This window comes from Brevibacterium sp. 239c (genome assembly GCF_900169365.1).
Lineage (GTDB): Bacteria > Actinomycetota > Actinomycetes > Actinomycetales > Brevibacteriaceae > Brevibacterium.
Genome location: NZ_FXZH01000001.1, coordinates 42,430 through 56,378 on the forward strand (window position 1 = coordinate 42,430; position 13,949 = coordinate 56,378).

Genomic DNA, 13,949 nt, shown 5'->3' on the forward strand with positions numbered 1-13,949 from the left:
TCATGCGAGTTGCCGCCTTCGACTGTGGGACCAATTCCCTGCGCCTGCTCATTGCCGAGGTCGACGCACAGGGACGGATGACCGAGCTTCGTCGCGAGACCCGTATCGTGCGCCTCGGCCAAGGTGTGGACGCGACGGGTGAGTTCGCCCCTGAAGCCCTTGAACGTACGTTCGCCGCGGCCCGGGAGTTCGCCGAGGTTGCTGCCGAGTACTCACCTGAGAAGCTGAGATTCGTCGCCACTTCCGCCAGCCGTGACGTGAAGAACCGCGACGAATTCTTCGCAGGCATCTTCGGCATCCTCGGCGTCGTGCCCGACGTCATCACCGGAGACGAAGAGGCTCATCTGTCGTTCCTCGGAGCCACCGTCGGACACGGCGCCGACAGTGGCCCGTTCCTCGTCATGGACCTTGGCGGGGGCTCAACCGAACTGGTCCTCGGAACCGACAGAGTCACCTCGGCGGTCAGCATGGACATCGGGTCCGTGCGCCTGACCGAACGCCACATGTCCGTCGACCTTCCCGACCAGGCCCAGATCCAGGCCGCCATCGACGATATCGATGCCAACCTCGACAAGGCCGCAGAGATCGTCGATATCAGCGCTCCACGGACGATGATCGGAGTCGCGGGCACTGTCACCACACTTACCGCAGGAATTCTCGACCTCGACAGCTACCAGCGCGAGCGCATCCACGGGACCCATCTGCGCGTGGCAGACATCGACGGTGAGGCCCAGAAGCTGCTGAGCATGGAGCGTGAGGCCCGCGCGGCACTGCCATACATGCATCCCGGACGCGTCGACGTCATTGCGGCAGGGGGACTGCTGTTCGCCCGAATTGCGGCCCGCATCGATGCTGCGGTTAAAAGCTCCGGGGCCGAACTCGACATCATGGTCTCGGAGACGGACATCCTCGACGGCACCGCGCTCGACCTCGCGCGCCAGCAGTCGTGAGGTCCGCCACCGCGCGGACATCGACAGCACCCAGGCGTCCACGCGCTGGAAAGCGCACCGCGAAACTCGCCCTCGTCGGCTCCCTCGTGCTGGGTCTGCTCATGGGCACGACGCAGCCGGCCATGGCAGCGCCGGAGGCCGGGCCAGGGCAGTGGTTCATCAAGGACTACGGCATCGACGATCTGTGGAAGAAATCCACGGGCAAAGGCGTGAAGGTCGCCGTAATCGACTCGGGAGTCAACGCCAAGCACGACGACCTCGGTGGCGTGGTGACCAAATCCAAAGACTTCAGCGGGCTCGACAAAGACGGCAGGACGCCGATCGGCGGCAAGACGACGATCCACCACGGCACCGCAGTCGCCGGTGTCATCGCCGGGCAGGGCAAGGGCGCCGGGCCGACAGGAGTCGCCCCCGACGTCGACATCCTTTCTGCCTCGATGTGGTTGGGGCCCGACCGGCCGAAGAAATCAGGCTCCACCCGTGAGCAGGCCGACAAGGCCATCCGATGGGCCGTCGACTCCGGAGCCAAGGTCATCAACATGTCGTTGGGCTGGGACGACCCTGCCTGGCCCTCCAGCTGGGACAAATCCTTCGCCTACGCCTATGAGAAGGACGTCGTCATCGTCGCCTGCGTCGGCAATGCCTCCCAAGGGGCCACACAGGCGTGGTCGCCATCGACGGTGCCCGGAGTCATCGGTGTCGGAGGGCTGGGCAAAAACAACCGTGTTCTGTCCGAATCGACCGCTCCCGGAACGGCCGTGGACCTGATGGGACCGGCGGCAGACATTCCGATCCCGTATTACTCGGGCGGTTATGCAGAGGGGCAGGGCTGTTCCTTCGCCTCACCCATCGTCTCCGGCGTGGCAGCGCTGATCCGGGCCGAAGACCCCGACCTCAGCGCCGACGAAGTCACCGCAAAACTGACCTCGACGGCCAAACCTGTCCCCGGGCACAAGGGACAGAGCAAGAAGGGCAAACCGGATCCGATCGTCGGCTGGGGTCGCCTCGATCCGAAGGCCGCGATGAAATCCGATGTCCCGAAGACGGTGCCCAGCGCGGCTGATGCTCTCGCCGACTGGGTGAAGATGCACAGACGCGGACAATCGGACCCGGCTGAGACTGACAACGCAGCTCCCGCGGAGGACAACAACCCGAAAGCGGTCGCGCCCAAGGACGTTGTCTCATCGCAGTCGACGCCCCAGCTGGGCTTCGCGATTCTGGGCGCTGGGGGCCTCATCGCGATCATCCTCTTCGTGCTCTCGGCAGTGGCTTTCATCCGTCGCAGACGGTGAGGAAACCCGGCGCTGAACCTCTGATCTGGAGCGTCGAGATGCAATTAGTGAAAGTTTTCACAAGGGCCTAAGATGGGGATATGGCACTCATCAGAAACTCAAAATTGCGTCCTCGAATCCTCGTCGTTGGTGGCGGCTACCTTGGTCTCGTTACCGCTCAGAATCTGTTGAAGAACCTCGGTCGTGGCGAAGCCACAGTGACCGTGGTCGATCCCAACCCGTACATGACCTATCTGCCGTTCCTCCCCGAGGTGGCAGCCGGGTCCATCGAACCGCGTCACGCTGTCGTGCCGCTGCGTCGCAACCTCTCCGGTGCTGAAGTCATCACCGCGAAGGTCAGCTCGATCAACCACAGCGACAAGTTCGTCACCGTCGAGCCCGAGAACGACGAAGCGTTCGAGCTCGACTACGACCACATCATCATGGCTGCCGGTTCGGTGGCGCGTGCTCTGCCGATCCCCGGCCTCAAGGAGAACGCCATCGCGCTCAAGCGCATCGAGGAAGCTGTCGCACTGCGCGATCACCTCCTCAGCCGCTTGTCCGATGCCTCGCTGATGGAAGATGACGAGGAACGTCGCAAGGCACTGACCTTCGTCTTCGTCGGCGGCGGATTCGCTGGCATCGAACTCCTCACCGAGCTCGAAGACGTCGTCCGCTCCGCAGTGGCTCAGTACGAGACGCTGACCGAAGCTGATGTCCGCTTCGTCCTCGTCGAAGCACTTGACCGTGTCATGCCTGAGGTCGGCGAAGCTCAGGCTCGGTGGGTCGTCGAGCACATGCGCGAACGCGGCATCGATGTGTACCTCGAGACCTTCCTCCAGGACTGCACTGACAAGCACGTCAAGCTCTCCAGCGGCGAAGAATTCGACGCCGACACCATCGTGTGGTCGGCTGGCGTCAAAGCCAACCCGATCCTCGTCGACTCAGACCTGCCTCTCGATGAGCGCGGCCGTGTGACCGTGCGCGCCGATCTGCGCGTCGAGGGTGACAACGGTGTGGTCGAGGGCGCATGGGCCGCCGGCGACAACGCAGCTGTACCTGATCTCTCCGGTGGCGGCGTGGGTGGCTACTGCGTGCCCAACGCTCAGCACGCCGTGCGCCAGGCGCCAGTGCTGGCTGCCAACGTTCTCGCCGCTCTGCGCGGAGAGACTGAGTTCAAGCAGTACTTCCACAAGACCATCGGCACCGTTGCAGGCCTGGGTCTGTACAAGGGCGTTTCGCAGATGGGCGACTTCGAAGCCCGCGGCGTCCTCGCCTGGCTGATGCACCGTGCCTACCACGGCTACGCGATCCCGACAGTTGACCGCAAGGTCAAGGTCTTCGGCAACTGGATCCTCAACGCCGTCGTCGGCCGCGACACCATGCCATTGGCCGATCTCGATGTTCCTCGCAAGAACTTCGTCGAGGCAGCCAACTCGAAGCCTGCTCCAAAGAAGGAAACCGCAAAGGCCTGATACCTGAGCGCAGGATTCGCGTCCGGCCGTCACCGTGATGTGAACCCTGATGAGGTCTGAAGAACGCTGGGAGTGCAATCGCACTCCCAGCGTTCTTGTCATTCAAGAGGACGAGGGATTCAAAACGCCCGGGGGTCTCAGTTGGCGACGGTGAAGCGAGTGTCGATGTGTTTCGCGTTGATGATCTCATCGACCATGGCCACCGCGAAGTCTTCGGCGGAGATCGAATCACCGGCGGGTGTCTCGAGCTCGGTTGTGTAGGTTCCAGTGCGTTCACCGGGGCCGATCTCCGGGGCCGGGGAGATCAGAGTCCAGGGGGAGTAGCTGCCGGCACGCATCAGTTCGAGTGCTCTCGTGCCGGTCTCTGACTCGGTCTTATATGCTTCGGGAAAGCCTTTGGTGTCTTTGAGCATCGTGCCGCCGACGAAGAGGGATCCGGCGCCGCCGACGACGAAGATGCGCTTGTCTCCACTGGCCTGAGCCAGTGTCTCGAGACCCTTCAGCCACTCTTCGTGGGGTCCGCCGGTGCGGCTGGGGCCGGTCGTCGAGACGATGACGTCGTGATCGGCGACGACCTGGCGGTCGAATTCAACATCTCCCATGTCGCCTTTGAGGCTCGTTGCGGCTCCAGGGACCTCGGCACCGGTGCGGGTGATGGCGGTGATTTCGAGTCCGCGTTCTGCGGCCTCCTTGGTGACCCGGGATCCGATCATTCCGGATGCCCCGAACAGTGCGATCTTCATGGTGTGTCCTTTCGTTGATGCGGATGATGCCACAAAGATACCCTTTTGATATCGAGTACCTCAAAGATACTATTGGAATATGAGTGTGAGCAGTTCCTGGGAAGGCGATGCCTTCGATCCCGAATGTCCGACTCGAGTCGTTCTCGACCGCGTCGGTGACAAATGGACGGTCCTCATCATCGAGATCCTCGATGAAGGCCCGAAGCGCTTCAGCGAAATTCGTGTGGCAATCGGTGGGATCACACCGAAGGTCCTCACTTCGACCCTGCGATCGCTGGTTGCCGATGGGCTCGTGACCAGAGAGGTCTTTGCCGAGGTTCCTCCACGAGTGGAATATGCACTGACCGAACTGGGCCGGTCCCTTCAAGAACCCGTGGCTGCTCTGCGACGGTGGGCTGAACTCAATGTGGCAGCCATCTCGGAGAGCAGGGACCACCATGAGGACGCCACCATGTTGCGGGGCTCCTGAGGCAACTCGGACTTGTTCCGAGCGGTCTTTCGCTCCTCCGGTTCGCCGGTACTATCGAATCACATCTGCTCAACGGTGAGCAGCAGATAGAATCTCACAAAGGAGTGTGCATGCTCAAGGTCAACTGGGTCATCGGGTCTGCTGTGCTCGGGCTCGTCCTGAGTGGATGTGGTCAGGGTGGGACTCCTGCCGACCCCGATGGCGGTGCGGATAGGCCTTCTTATGAAGTGAACGACGGTGCCGATATCGCGGCCTCGCCGACATGGAAGAGCGCTCACGATCAGGGCTCAATCACGATCGGTGTCTTTCATGATCAGCCGGGTATCGGGAACCTCACCGCCGGAGCCGAAACGCCAGAAGGTTTTGACGTCGAGATCGCCACGATCGTGGCCGGTCAGCTCGGGTTCGCTCCCGAGGACATCGAGTGGGTGGAAACCGTGACGTCCAATCGAGACACCTTCCTGCAGCAGGGCAATGTCGATCTCGTTGTGGCCGGCTACACCATCAACGATGAGCGAAAGAAGATCATCGACTTCGCTGGCCCTTATTACACAGCAGGGCAGGACCTCATGGTTCGCTCTGATTCCGACATCGGTGGTCCGGACGACCTTGATGACAAGACTGTATGCGCAACTGTCGGGGGAGTGCCGGGACAGAGGATGGAAAAGGAGCACCCTGAGGCAGAGCTCGTCACCTACGACACCGTCTCAAAATGTGTGACCGACCTGCAGTCAGGCTCCGTGGACGCGGTCACGACTGACGATGCCATCTTGCGCGGCTATGCTGCACAGAGTTCAGACGAGCTCACTGTCGTCGGTCAGCCCTTCTCCGAAGACCACTACGGAATCGGCTTGCCCAAGGGCGACGATGAACTCCGGAACGCCGTCAACGACGCAGTTGAGTCAGCAGTCGAGAACGGGGACTGGACACAGGCGTTCGAGCATACCCTAGGGGATTCGGGCGGCGTGAAGCTGCCGACAGTTGATCGATACTAGTCACACAGGCAGGCGTCAGTCGCTGGTGATCTCCGCGAGCACCTCGGCGAGTTCACGGAGCTCGCCAGCGACGCGGTACATGCGCGGCGAGTCGGAGTACGTCCAGTTGCTCGTGATCATCGATGCGCTGGCTCCGCTGGTGGTGACGGAGTACTCCTCGCGGCTGAGCTGCGCTGTCCGGTCTGTGATCAGCCGTTGGCGCAGCTCGGGGGTCAGCCCCTCCCAGTGGTCGGCTGCCTCGTAGCCGAGCTCATGCCAATCGGCACCCGCCTCGCGGTAGGCGAACGGACGGTTGGACCCAGTAGCCATGGTGTCTTCGGCACGCCGGGTCGCCAGGGTCGCAAAAAGTACGGCAGGCCCCGGTGTGGAGGCGACGTCGGGATCTTCCAGATCGCCGGCGGACAGAGGCGGGCCCTGTGAGGTGAGCAGCACATTCGTCATGTGACTATCTTGCCCGGACGGACTGACGGATGCGAAACTTCATACCTTCATGCTCGAACGACTCCCAGGAAGCGGCACATCCAGCAGACTCAAACTGCAGCGAGGAGCCTGCGGGCACGTTCGAGCAGAAGCGCGGTTGCGTCCGCGTCGAACGAGTCCAAGGACGAGTCGGCGAAGAGATGTTGGCTGCCAGGGTAGACGAAGAGTTCTGCGGACGGCGTGGAGTCGGCTAAGGCTCGGGCAGAGGGCAGATCCTCGTTGAAGAATTCGTCGTCTTCCTTGCCGTGAATCTGCACCGGCACAGTCTCAGGCCATGCCGATCCGAATTCGGCGACCGGCAGGCAGGAATCGATGAGAAGCGCGCCGCGGGCGTCGTCCCGGGTTTGAGCGAGCTGCTGGGCGATCGTGACTCCGAGGGAGAAGCCTGCGAACACCAGACCGGCGCCCGGTTCTGGTGTTTCCGCAAGTCCGCGCTGTCGGACCATATCGAATCCGGTCTCGCGGGCATAAGCGAACCCTTCTTCGATGGAGGCGAACGTGCGGCCCGCGAACATGTCGGGGACATGCACGGTATGCCCCGAGGCCCTCAGGCCCTCTGCGAATGCGGCGACCCCGTCGGTGAGTCCCTGGACGTGGTGGTAGAGCATGATCTCGGCCATAGCGCTGAATCTCCCTTGATTACCTGCGGCGGATGATCCGATTCTACGCAGGAGTGAAGAGAACAGCAGGCAGAAAAAGTCCCCCCAGTGGGACTCGAACCCACACTTGATCGATTTTAAGTCGACTGCCTCTGCCGATTGGGCTATAGGGGGATATTTGGGCTTGCAGCCCATTGTGCAGGCACTGCAAGGGCAGCGCCAGCACTCACTTTATAGCGAAAAGTCGCCCGCCGCGATCCGGGACACGACGGCAGAGCGTCCGCCGCGATCTGAGACGCAAAGACGGATCGTACGTGAGACGACTAGTCTCAAACTTATGACAGAGAACTCGCCCAGCAGACAGGCCTGGGTGATCCTCGTCATCGGAGTGCTCTCGCAGATGGCGGCCACGGTCGCGATCACCGGACCAGCTTTCCTCATTCCGTATATGCACACGGATCTTGGCTACACGCTCACCCAAGCTGGCACTGTGGCCGCAGCTCCGAGCTTCGGCCTCATCCTCACCCTCATCGCCTGGGGCGCCTTCGCCGATAAGTTCGGTGAACGATTGGCCATGACTCTGGGCATCGCCCTGACGGCTTTGGCCTCGGGGCTGGCGGTGGCTGTGGTCGGCTCACCAGTGTGGATGGTCATCATCATCGCGGCCTCCGGTGCCGCCGCCGCGTCCGTGAACTCGGCCAGCGGACGCGTGGTCATGGGCTGGTTTCCCCGGCACCGCCGCGGTCTGGCCATGGGCATTAGGCAGATGTCACAGCCGCTTGGCACAAGTGTCGCGGCACTGAGCGTCCCACCCATCGCGTCATCCGGTGGGTTCACCGGCTACCTGTGGTTTGTCGTCATCGTCACCGGGGTCATGTCCGTGATCTGTCTCGGACTCGTCCGGGACCCTCCCCGCGCCGAGGTGGCACCCACCGTCGTACACACGGCCACCGATGATGCCGGGCCAGGCTCCGCCTCGGCGAGGGGAGAGGTGAAGGCGCCATCTGCGACGAACAACCCCTACCGGATGGATTCGTTCCTGTGGCGCATCCACGCCGTCTCCGCGCTGCTGGTGATCCCACAGTTCGCGTTCTCTACCTACGGTCTCATCTGGCTCATCGCGAATCAGCACATCAGCCCCGGCATCGCCGGCGGCATCGTCGCGGCCTCTCAGATCGTGGGAGCGATCGGGCGCATGATTGTCGGTGGGCTTTCCGATCGCCTCGGGTCCAGGGTCGGGCTGATGCGGATCGTGGCCGTTGCAGCCGTCGTCCTCGTGGCGGCGATTGCGCTCATCTCCATCACTCCGATGCCCGTAGTGGCGGCGGTGGTGTTCATCCTGGCCTCGACCGTATCGGTGGCCGATAACGGGCTGGCCTTCGCCTCGGTCGCCGAGGCAGCTGGTCCCCAATGGTCAGGCAAGGCCATGGGCACGCAGAACACGGGACAGTTCGTCATGTCTGCGATCTTGGGTCCGGGATTCGGGACGCTGATCACAGTGTTCGGATACCCACTGTCATTCGCCTTCGTCGCCGTGGCGCCCCTGCTGAGTCTGGGAATCATTCCGAAACAGGACATCGATCGGATAGCCTGATGTTCATCTCTACTCAGTACTGTGCCTGGGGACTGGTGATGACCACAATATTGAGGCCAGGCCGCTGAAGAAGACGAACGCTGTCGATATGAAGGAGCGCCTGTGAACAATCTGCTCAATGAGAACCTGCGCGAATACATCGACAAGCTTCGGATCGAAGGCTATACGGTCGAGGACTCTCACACCACGGACCCGAACCTCATCGATCCGATGGGGCGCGCGGTTGAAACCTGGCGTGAGGGCTACCCATACCCGGAGCTCATGGACCGGGAAGAATACGAGCTCGAGAAATACCGGCTACAGGTCGAACTGCTGAAATTCCAGTACTGGGGGCAGGACACCGACCGTAAGCACGTCATCGTCTTCGAAGGCCGTGACGCCGCCGGCAAAGGTGGAACGATCAAACGCTTCACCGAGCACCTCAACCCGCGTGCGGCACGCGTCGTGGCCCTGAACAAGCCATCTGACAAGGAAGCGGGCCAGTGGTATTTCCAGCGCTACATCAGCCACCTGCCCACCAGCGGCGAGTTCGTCATGTTCGACCGGTCCTGGTACAACCGAGCCAACGTCGAACGCGTGATGGGCTTCTGCACGGACTGCGAATACGAGACGTTCATGGAGCAGGCCCCGGTATTCGAGAAGATGCTCATCGACTCCGGCATCCACGTCACCAAGTTCTGGTTCTCTGTGACTCAGCGGGAACAGCGCACCCGTTTCGCGATCCGCCAGATCGACCCGGTGCGACAATGGAAGCTCTCTCCCATGGACCTCGAGTCCTTGGGTCGCTGGGACGATTACACTGCAGCGAAGGAAGAGATGTTTCGCCGCACGGATACCGATCATGCTCCCTGGATCACCATCAAGAGCAATGACAAGAAGCGCGCACGCCTCAATGCCATGCGCTACTTCCTCAACCAGTTCGACTACGAGGACAAGGACACCTCGATCGTCTATGAACCGGACCCGATCATCGTCCGTCGCGGACGCGACGCCGTCGACGACTGAAGTAGCTGGACTGAAGCAACCGCGGTGACTGAAGCAACCGCGGTGACTGAAGCAACCGCGGCGGCCGACGCGACCTGCCTTGACTGAAGCGACCTGGCGGCAGGTGCCGGTACTGATGTTGCGAGGAACGAGTCGGAGCGATGAATATACTGCGGCCGGGTGGAAGGGGAAAGACCACCCGGCCGACAACCGTGGAGCGGACAGAGTCCGCAGTACTCATCTGGGCGAGCAGCCCGTTGTGCTGGGCGTAAAGCCCGCTGTGCTCAGGCCTCTCGCCGAGCCTTCTTCACTGCGCGGCGCTTCTTGTGGCCGGCGAAGCTGAGCCAGAAGAGGATGACGGCCAGCAGGACGAAGAGCCCGCCCCCGGCGATTCCTGCGTCGACCCAGAACTGGGGTGGGAACAGTCGGATGAGGGAGTCGTCGCTGTAGAACTCCCAGGTTCCGTTGGAGAAGAAGATCTTGTGGAATTCGCGGAAGAAGGTGTCCCAGCCGAGGAATGCGAGCACTGCCGCGCCGGCCATGCCGATGATGCTGATGATGGCACCCAAGCGCAGTCCGACGTGGATGCCCAGGCCGTGTGTGCGTGACATGTAGAGGCCGAAGAGGATGGCGCCGATGAGGCCGACGAGGGCAATCAGGTACAGCAGGGAGATGAGATCCTTGACGTCGGCCATGTGGTTGAGCTCGTCGGAGATGAAGATGGGTTCGCCGTTGGGCATGATGACGTCGGCGAGATAACGCCGGGAGTCGAGGTTCGCCAGATAGTCGATGACGTAGGTGCCGTAGTGTTCGCGGTCGGCGCTGCCGAAGCCGAACTGGTCGGCCGGGAACCCGGGACGGAAGTACTCGAACTTGAGGAACAGCCCAGAGGCCACGAATCGGACAGCCAAAGCCAGGAGAATGAACGGCGTGGCCAGCGTGATCCAGATGGTCCCGATGACATCGAGGACGCTGCTGCGACGTTCGGGCACCTCAGGGTCGTGGGTGTCTGTGGACGTCGCGGCCTGAGTCACAGCGGCCCAATCGGCTTCGCTCATCACCGCTGTGCGGGAGTTGGCAGGAACCTCACGTGTCCGGGCAGTCTCGGGAGGAGTCGACGAATGAGCGGGCGCAACGCGCACCGGCCCGGTTGAGGGCTTCGGCTCGTCCTTGGCGATCGGTTCCCTGATCGGGTCGAACGCCTCGGTGTCCGTCGAAGGATCGTTCGCGGCCTCCAAGGGAGGCTCCGTCTGCTTTTCGGCAGCACTACTGGATCCTGAACTCATCCGCCTGCTCAGGAGGTCTTCGGTCTCGTTCTTCTCGTCTCCAGCCACATCCCCATTGTCATTGACCCGAGTGGGCAAGCGGGCTCCGACACGCCACAGAACTCCAGATCAGGAAGGAGGCTGGGATCGCCGAGGTGGCTCGCCGTCCCGATTTCAGTTCCCCAGTCCGCCGGAGAGGTCAGCCCAACAGGGCTGCGATGATGACGAGAGTGGGCACCGCCAGCACGGTCGTGATGAAGACCGCATCACGCATGAGTGCCTCGGACTGTCGGTACTGCATGGAGTAGATGTAGACGTTCTGCGCGGTCGGCAGCGCCGAGGTGACGACGATGGCGAACAGGGCGATGCCGGAGTACCCCAGCAGGGGGCCGCCGATGATCCAGGCCAGAGCAGGCTGGATGACCTGTTTGCCGACCGTGATGTACGTCAGCTGTTTCCTGGTTCCCGGAGCCGGCAGGGCCCACCCGTCCTTGAGCGAGATGCCGAAGGCCAGCAGCGCTCCGGGGACTGCGGTGGCGCCGATCATGTCGATGGGCTCGAAGATGAAGCGCGGAAGCTCGAAACCCGTCGCCGAAGCGGCCACACCCGCGGCAGCACCCAGGACAATCGGGTTGCGGAGAATCTGGAGCACACCCGAATACCAGTGCTGATCAAGCTTCTTCTTCCCCGAAGCATCGAGGACGGCCATGCCGATGGGGGCGAGGATGAGCAACTGGAAGAGCAGCACCGGTGCGACATATCCGATGTCGTGGAGCACATAGGCCGCGATCGGGATGCCGAGGTTGCCAATGTTGACGTAGCTGACGGCCCAGGCGGAGAACATTGCCTCGCCGGTGCTGCGTTTACGGATGTAGCGGGTGAGGACGAACAGGAGCGCACCCACAATCACGGCGGATCCGCCTGTGGCCAGGAGCGCCGTGTTGAAGATCAGCCCCAGGTCGGTGTCGGCAACAGTGACGTAGAGCAGGGTGGGAGTACCTGCATAGAAGACGAGTTTCGCGATGACCTGCTGCCCATTGGGCCCGAGGACCTCGGATCGTCCGAGCACGAATCCGACCAGGATGACACCTGCGATGACGGCGAAGCCTTCGAAAACAGCCAGCATGGGCTACCGGTGGTCCTCGCTTTCCGGATCAGTCGGCTTCGGCCGAGGCGCAGGGGGCGTGGTCTGGGCGCACTGCCGTGGCCAGACAGAGTGGGTTGTGTTTGCTCAGTCAGCTTCGACGGAGTCGACAGCCACGTAGGCTGTCGCCGCCGTGACGGCAGCGACGCTGAGGACCGAAGGCCATGCACCGATCTTCTTCGCCAGAGGATGAGAGGCACCGAACCCGCCGAGGTAGCCCAAGGTCAGCGCTGTGCCGATGGGCCAGCCCTGCTTGGTGAACCAGGTCCGAGCGGCATAGGCGCCCGCTGCTGCGAGCACGACACCGCCGAGAGGGCGGATCCCGGTCTCGCGGGCGGTCAGGAATCCGCCGACGAGGCCAACGGCGACAAGTGGGGCGGTCGAAACTTCACGTGCGTCCTTCATGAAGACCAGTTTAGGCAATGCCGGTCGGGAACTGGACGGCGGTCTCACAACGAGGAACCTCAATTGAGGGAGATCTTGATGACCGAGGCGATTCCGAGGGCCGCGATGAGGCAGGCCGAGCTTGTGAGGAAGAGGACCGCCCAGGGAGTAGGGCGACCCCGCTCAGCACGGATGGACACCGAGCCGAGGCGGTAGCGCCTGACCTGCAGAGCGATTGCGGCCATCGCCAATGCGATGCAGATGACGAAGACGATGACAGAGAGACCTTCGAACACATTGATCCACCGGATGAACAGCAGACTGACAACGGTCATCGTGAGGCTGGTGCGCAGCCAGGACTGAGTCGTTCGCTCCGGTTGCAGCCCAGGATCGGGGTGTGGCTGGGGCCGTCTGGGACGCCGCGCGGTCACAGGACTCCGGCGAAGACCAGAACGAGGAGGCCAGCACCCAGCGCGGAGGCCAGACTGACGATAGGAATGATGAGGGGAAGTGGCAGCGAGGTCTTGTGGCGCATGGCCGACTCGATGCGGTGCCATCTGAAGGCGGCACCGGCGGCGAGGATGAACCCGATGACCATCAGCACGATCGACAGGGTCGCACGCAGTCCAGAGGTGAAGATCTCCGAGGTGAAGGCCTCGACCGCGATGCCACCGCCGATGAACGCCAAGGCTGTGCGGATCCAGGACAGGAACGTGCGTTCGTTGGCGAGGGTGAAACGAGGGTCGGGGTCCTCGCCGTCGGGAAACAACCGTCGGGCGATCCTGCTGCGAGAGTCATCGGGGGTCACGTATCGAGGATAACTGGTGTGGTCGAATAGCGCGCCGAGGTTCCGCCGTGCGGCGGAATAGTTCTTCCATCGGGCGGATGGGAGATATTCGTGGTGGATCGCCGCGAAGGACCTACCCTTCTTCCCGAGGGTGCGGCAGACTAAAAGCATGGCCCGCGACGATGCGATGAAGACGATACTCAAGAACCACCTGCAGGCATGCCGCAATGATCTGACGTGGAAGCTCACCGGACTCAGTGAACGCGACCTGCGGCTGCCGCAGACGGCCACGGGGCTCAATCTCGCAGGCATCGTCAAACACATGGCGAATGTGGAGATCGGGTACTTCGGTGACACCTTCGGCAGACCTTGGCCACATCCCGGTGAGGCCATCACCGATGCGCAGTTCGAGGCCGACCCACAAGTCGACTGGTACGCGGCAGAGGGCGAAACTGTGGACTCCATCCTCGACTTCTACCGACGTGTGTGGGACTTCGCCGACGAGACGATCGATACCCACGCGCTCGAGGCGCAGGGCACGGTTCCCCATTGGCAGGCTGAGAAGGCTGCGGTGTCTCTGCAGCAGATCATGGTGCACGTCATTGTCGACCTTGCGAGGCATGTGGGTCAGGCCGACATCGTGCGCGAGAGCATCGATGGGAAGGTCGGACTCACCCCTCGCAGTCCGAACATGCCCGAGGGTCAGGACTGGGAGGCCTACCTTGCCAAGCTGCGGGCGCTGGCCGACAACGACTGAGCAGTGGGTGGCCAATAGCGCCTGAGCACCTGCAGGCACGCGGCAGCCGGAC

The 13,949-nt window shown here is 62.5% G+C and carries 16 protein-coding genes and 1 tRNA gene; 8 read left to right on the top strand and 9 right to left on the bottom strand.

Annotation, left to right across the window (positions count from 1 at the left end):
- Positions 1–2 precede the first annotated feature (2 nt).
- The 3 genes from BSP239C_RS00210 to BSP239C_RS00220 all read left to right on the top strand — a co-directional run bounded on the left by BSP239C_RS00210 (position 3) and on the right by BSP239C_RS00220 (position 3,696).
- The gene (locus BSP239C_RS00210; protein WP_101569612.1) at positions 3–950 is read left to right on the top strand and encodes a Ppx/GppA phosphatase family protein; all 948 of its coding nucleotides are present in this window, start codon (positions 3–5) and stop codon (positions 948–950) included.
- Positions 947–2,242 carry a S8 family serine peptidase gene (locus tag BSP239C_RS00215; protein WP_101569613.1) on the top strand — a complete coding sequence of 432 codons (1,296 nt, stop codon included), beginning with the start codon at positions 947–949 and terminating at the stop codon, positions 2,240–2,242. Before BSP239C_RS00210 ends, BSP239C_RS00215 begins: the two co-directional genes overlap by 4 nt.
- Before the next feature lie 80 nt (positions 2,243–2,322).
- The gene (locus BSP239C_RS00220; protein WP_101569614.1) at positions 2,323–3,696 is read left to right on the top strand and encodes an NAD(P)/FAD-dependent oxidoreductase; all 1,374 of its coding nucleotides are present in this window, start codon (positions 2,323–2,325) and stop codon (positions 3,694–3,696) included.
- A 137-nt stretch (positions 3,697–3,833) separates the two neighbouring features.
- On the opposite strand, the gene BSP239C_RS00225 is transcribed toward BSP239C_RS00220, so the two are convergent.
- Positions 3,834–4,439, bottom strand: coding sequence for an NAD(P)-dependent oxidoreductase (locus tag BSP239C_RS00225; protein ID WP_101569615.1), 606 nt, complete (start codon positions 4,437–4,439; stop codon positions 3,834–3,836).
- A 79-nt stretch (positions 4,440–4,518) separates the two neighbouring features.
- On the opposite strand from BSP239C_RS00225, the gene BSP239C_RS00230 reads away from it, so the two are divergent.
- Positions 4,519–4,908 carry a helix-turn-helix domain-containing protein gene (locus tag BSP239C_RS00230; protein WP_101569616.1) on the top strand — a complete coding sequence of 130 codons (390 nt, stop codon included), beginning with the start codon at positions 4,519–4,521 and terminating at the stop codon, positions 4,906–4,908.
- 110 nt (positions 4,909–5,018) lie between these two features.
- Entirely contained in the window at positions 5,019–5,903 is an 885-nt protein-coding gene (locus BSP239C_RS00235) for a glutamate ABC transporter substrate-binding protein (protein ID WP_101569617.1), read from the top strand.
- Positions 5,904–5,918: 15 nt separating this feature from the next.
- Here the strand turns inward: BSP239C_RS00235 and BSP239C_RS00240 are convergent, their stop codons facing one another.
- The 3 genes from BSP239C_RS00240 to BSP239C_RS00250 all read right to left on the bottom strand — a co-directional run bounded on the left by BSP239C_RS00240 (position 5,919) and on the right by BSP239C_RS00250 (position 7,156).
- Positions 5,919–6,344: a hypothetical protein gene (locus BSP239C_RS00240; RefSeq protein ID WP_101569618.1), complete on the bottom strand. Its 426-nt coding sequence runs from the start codon at positions 6,342–6,344 to the stop codon at positions 5,919–5,921.
- A gap of 89 nt (positions 6,345–6,433) precedes the next feature.
- Positions 6,434–7,003, bottom strand: coding sequence for a dienelactone hydrolase family protein (locus BSP239C_RS00245; protein WP_101569619.1), 570 nt, complete (start codon positions 7,001–7,003; stop codon positions 6,434–6,436).
- Positions 7,004–7,082: 79 nt separating this feature from the next.
- A tRNA-Leu gene (locus tag BSP239C_RS00250) sits at positions 7,083–7,156 on the bottom strand.
- A gap of 22 nt (positions 7,157–7,178) precedes the next feature.
- Here BSP239C_RS00250 and BSP239C_RS00255 point away from each other — a divergent pair.
- A complete protein-coding gene (locus BSP239C_RS00255; RefSeq protein ID WP_257930005.1) occupies positions 7,179–8,576 on the top strand; it encodes an MFS transporter in 1,398 nt (465 codons plus the stop codon).
- A 102-nt stretch (positions 8,577–8,678) separates the two neighbouring features.
- Complete coding sequence (gene ppk2, locus BSP239C_RS00260; RefSeq protein ID WP_101569621.1) at positions 8,679–9,581, top strand: polyphosphate kinase 2; 903 nt, start codon at positions 8,679–8,681, stop codon at positions 9,579–9,581.
- A 263-nt stretch (positions 9,582–9,844) separates the two neighbouring features.
- On the opposite strand, the gene BSP239C_RS00265 is transcribed toward ppk2, so the two are convergent.
- From BSP239C_RS00265 to BSP239C_RS00285, 5 genes are all read right to left on the bottom strand, one after another.
- Positions 9,845–10,894, bottom strand: coding sequence for a TIGR01906 family membrane protein (locus BSP239C_RS00265; protein WP_101569622.1), 1,050 nt, complete (start codon positions 10,892–10,894; stop codon positions 9,845–9,847).
- 130 nt (positions 10,895–11,024) lie between these two features.
- Positions 11,025–11,951, bottom strand: coding sequence for an AEC family transporter (locus BSP239C_RS00270; protein WP_101569623.1), 927 nt, complete (start codon positions 11,949–11,951; stop codon positions 11,025–11,027).
- 105 nt (positions 11,952–12,056) lie between these two features.
- Entirely contained in the window at positions 12,057–12,374 is a 318-nt protein-coding gene (locus BSP239C_RS00275) for a hypothetical protein (RefSeq protein ID WP_219618816.1), read from the bottom strand.
- 59 nt (positions 12,375–12,433) lie between these two features.
- Positions 12,434–12,784 carry a DUF202 domain-containing protein gene (locus tag BSP239C_RS00280; protein WP_101569625.1) on the bottom strand — a complete coding sequence of 117 codons (351 nt, stop codon included), beginning with the start codon at positions 12,782–12,784 and terminating at the stop codon, positions 12,434–12,436.
- The gene (locus BSP239C_RS00285; RefSeq protein WP_101569887.1) at positions 12,781–13,161 is read right to left on the bottom strand and encodes a YidH family protein; all 381 of its coding nucleotides are present in this window, start codon (positions 13,159–13,161) and stop codon (positions 12,781–12,783) included. The genes BSP239C_RS00280 and BSP239C_RS00285 overlap by 4 nt, the downstream gene beginning before the upstream one ends.
- A gap of 148 nt (positions 13,162–13,309) precedes the next feature.
- On the opposite strand from BSP239C_RS00285, the gene BSP239C_RS00290 reads away from it, so the two are divergent.
- On the top strand, positions 13,310–13,897 hold the full coding sequence (locus tag BSP239C_RS00290; protein ID WP_101569626.1) for a DinB family protein: 588 nt from the start codon (positions 13,310–13,312) through the stop codon (positions 13,895–13,897).
- Positions 13,898–13,949 lie beyond the last annotated feature (52 nt).

What these genes read in the sequence shown, in the direction of transcription:
- BSP239C_RS00245 (WP_101569619.1), bottom strand. Translation starts at nt 7,003, where the DNA reads ATGGCCGAGATCATGCTCTACCACCACGTCCAGGGACTCACCGACGGG.
- BSP239C_RS00210 (WP_101569612.1), top strand. Translation starts at nt 3, where the DNA reads ATGCGAGTTGCCGCCTTCGACTGTGGGACCAATTCCCTGCGCCTGCTC.
- BSP239C_RS00290 (WP_101569626.1), top strand. Translation starts at nt 13,310, where the DNA reads ATGGCCCGCGACGATGCGATGAAGACGATACTCAAGAACCACCTGCAG.
- BSP239C_RS00230 (WP_101569616.1), top strand. Translation starts at nt 4,519, where the DNA reads ATGAGTGTGAGCAGTTCCTGGGAAGGCGATGCCTTCGATCCCGAATGT.
- BSP239C_RS00225 (WP_101569615.1), bottom strand. Translation starts at nt 4,439, where the DNA reads ATGAAGATCGCACTGTTCGGGGCATCCGGAATGATCGGATCCCGGGTC.
- BSP239C_RS00270 (WP_101569623.1), bottom strand. Translation starts at nt 11,951, where the DNA reads ATGCTGGCTGTTTTCGAAGGCTTCGCCGTCATCGCAGGTGTCATCCTG.
- BSP239C_RS00240 (WP_101569618.1), bottom strand. Translation starts at nt 6,344, where the DNA reads ATGACGAATGTGCTGCTCACCTCACAGGGCCCGCCTCTGTCCGCCGGC.
- BSP239C_RS00220 (WP_101569614.1), top strand. Translation starts at nt 2,323, where the DNA reads ATGGCACTCATCAGAAACTCAAAATTGCGTCCTCGAATCCTCGTCGTT.
- BSP239C_RS00275 (WP_219618816.1), bottom strand. Translation starts at nt 12,374, where the DNA reads ATGAAGGACGCACGTGAAGTTTCGACCGCCCCACTTGTCGCCGTTGGC.
- BSP239C_RS00235 (WP_101569617.1), top strand. Translation starts at nt 5,019, where the DNA reads ATGCTCAAGGTCAACTGGGTCATCGGGTCTGCTGTGCTCGGGCTCGTC.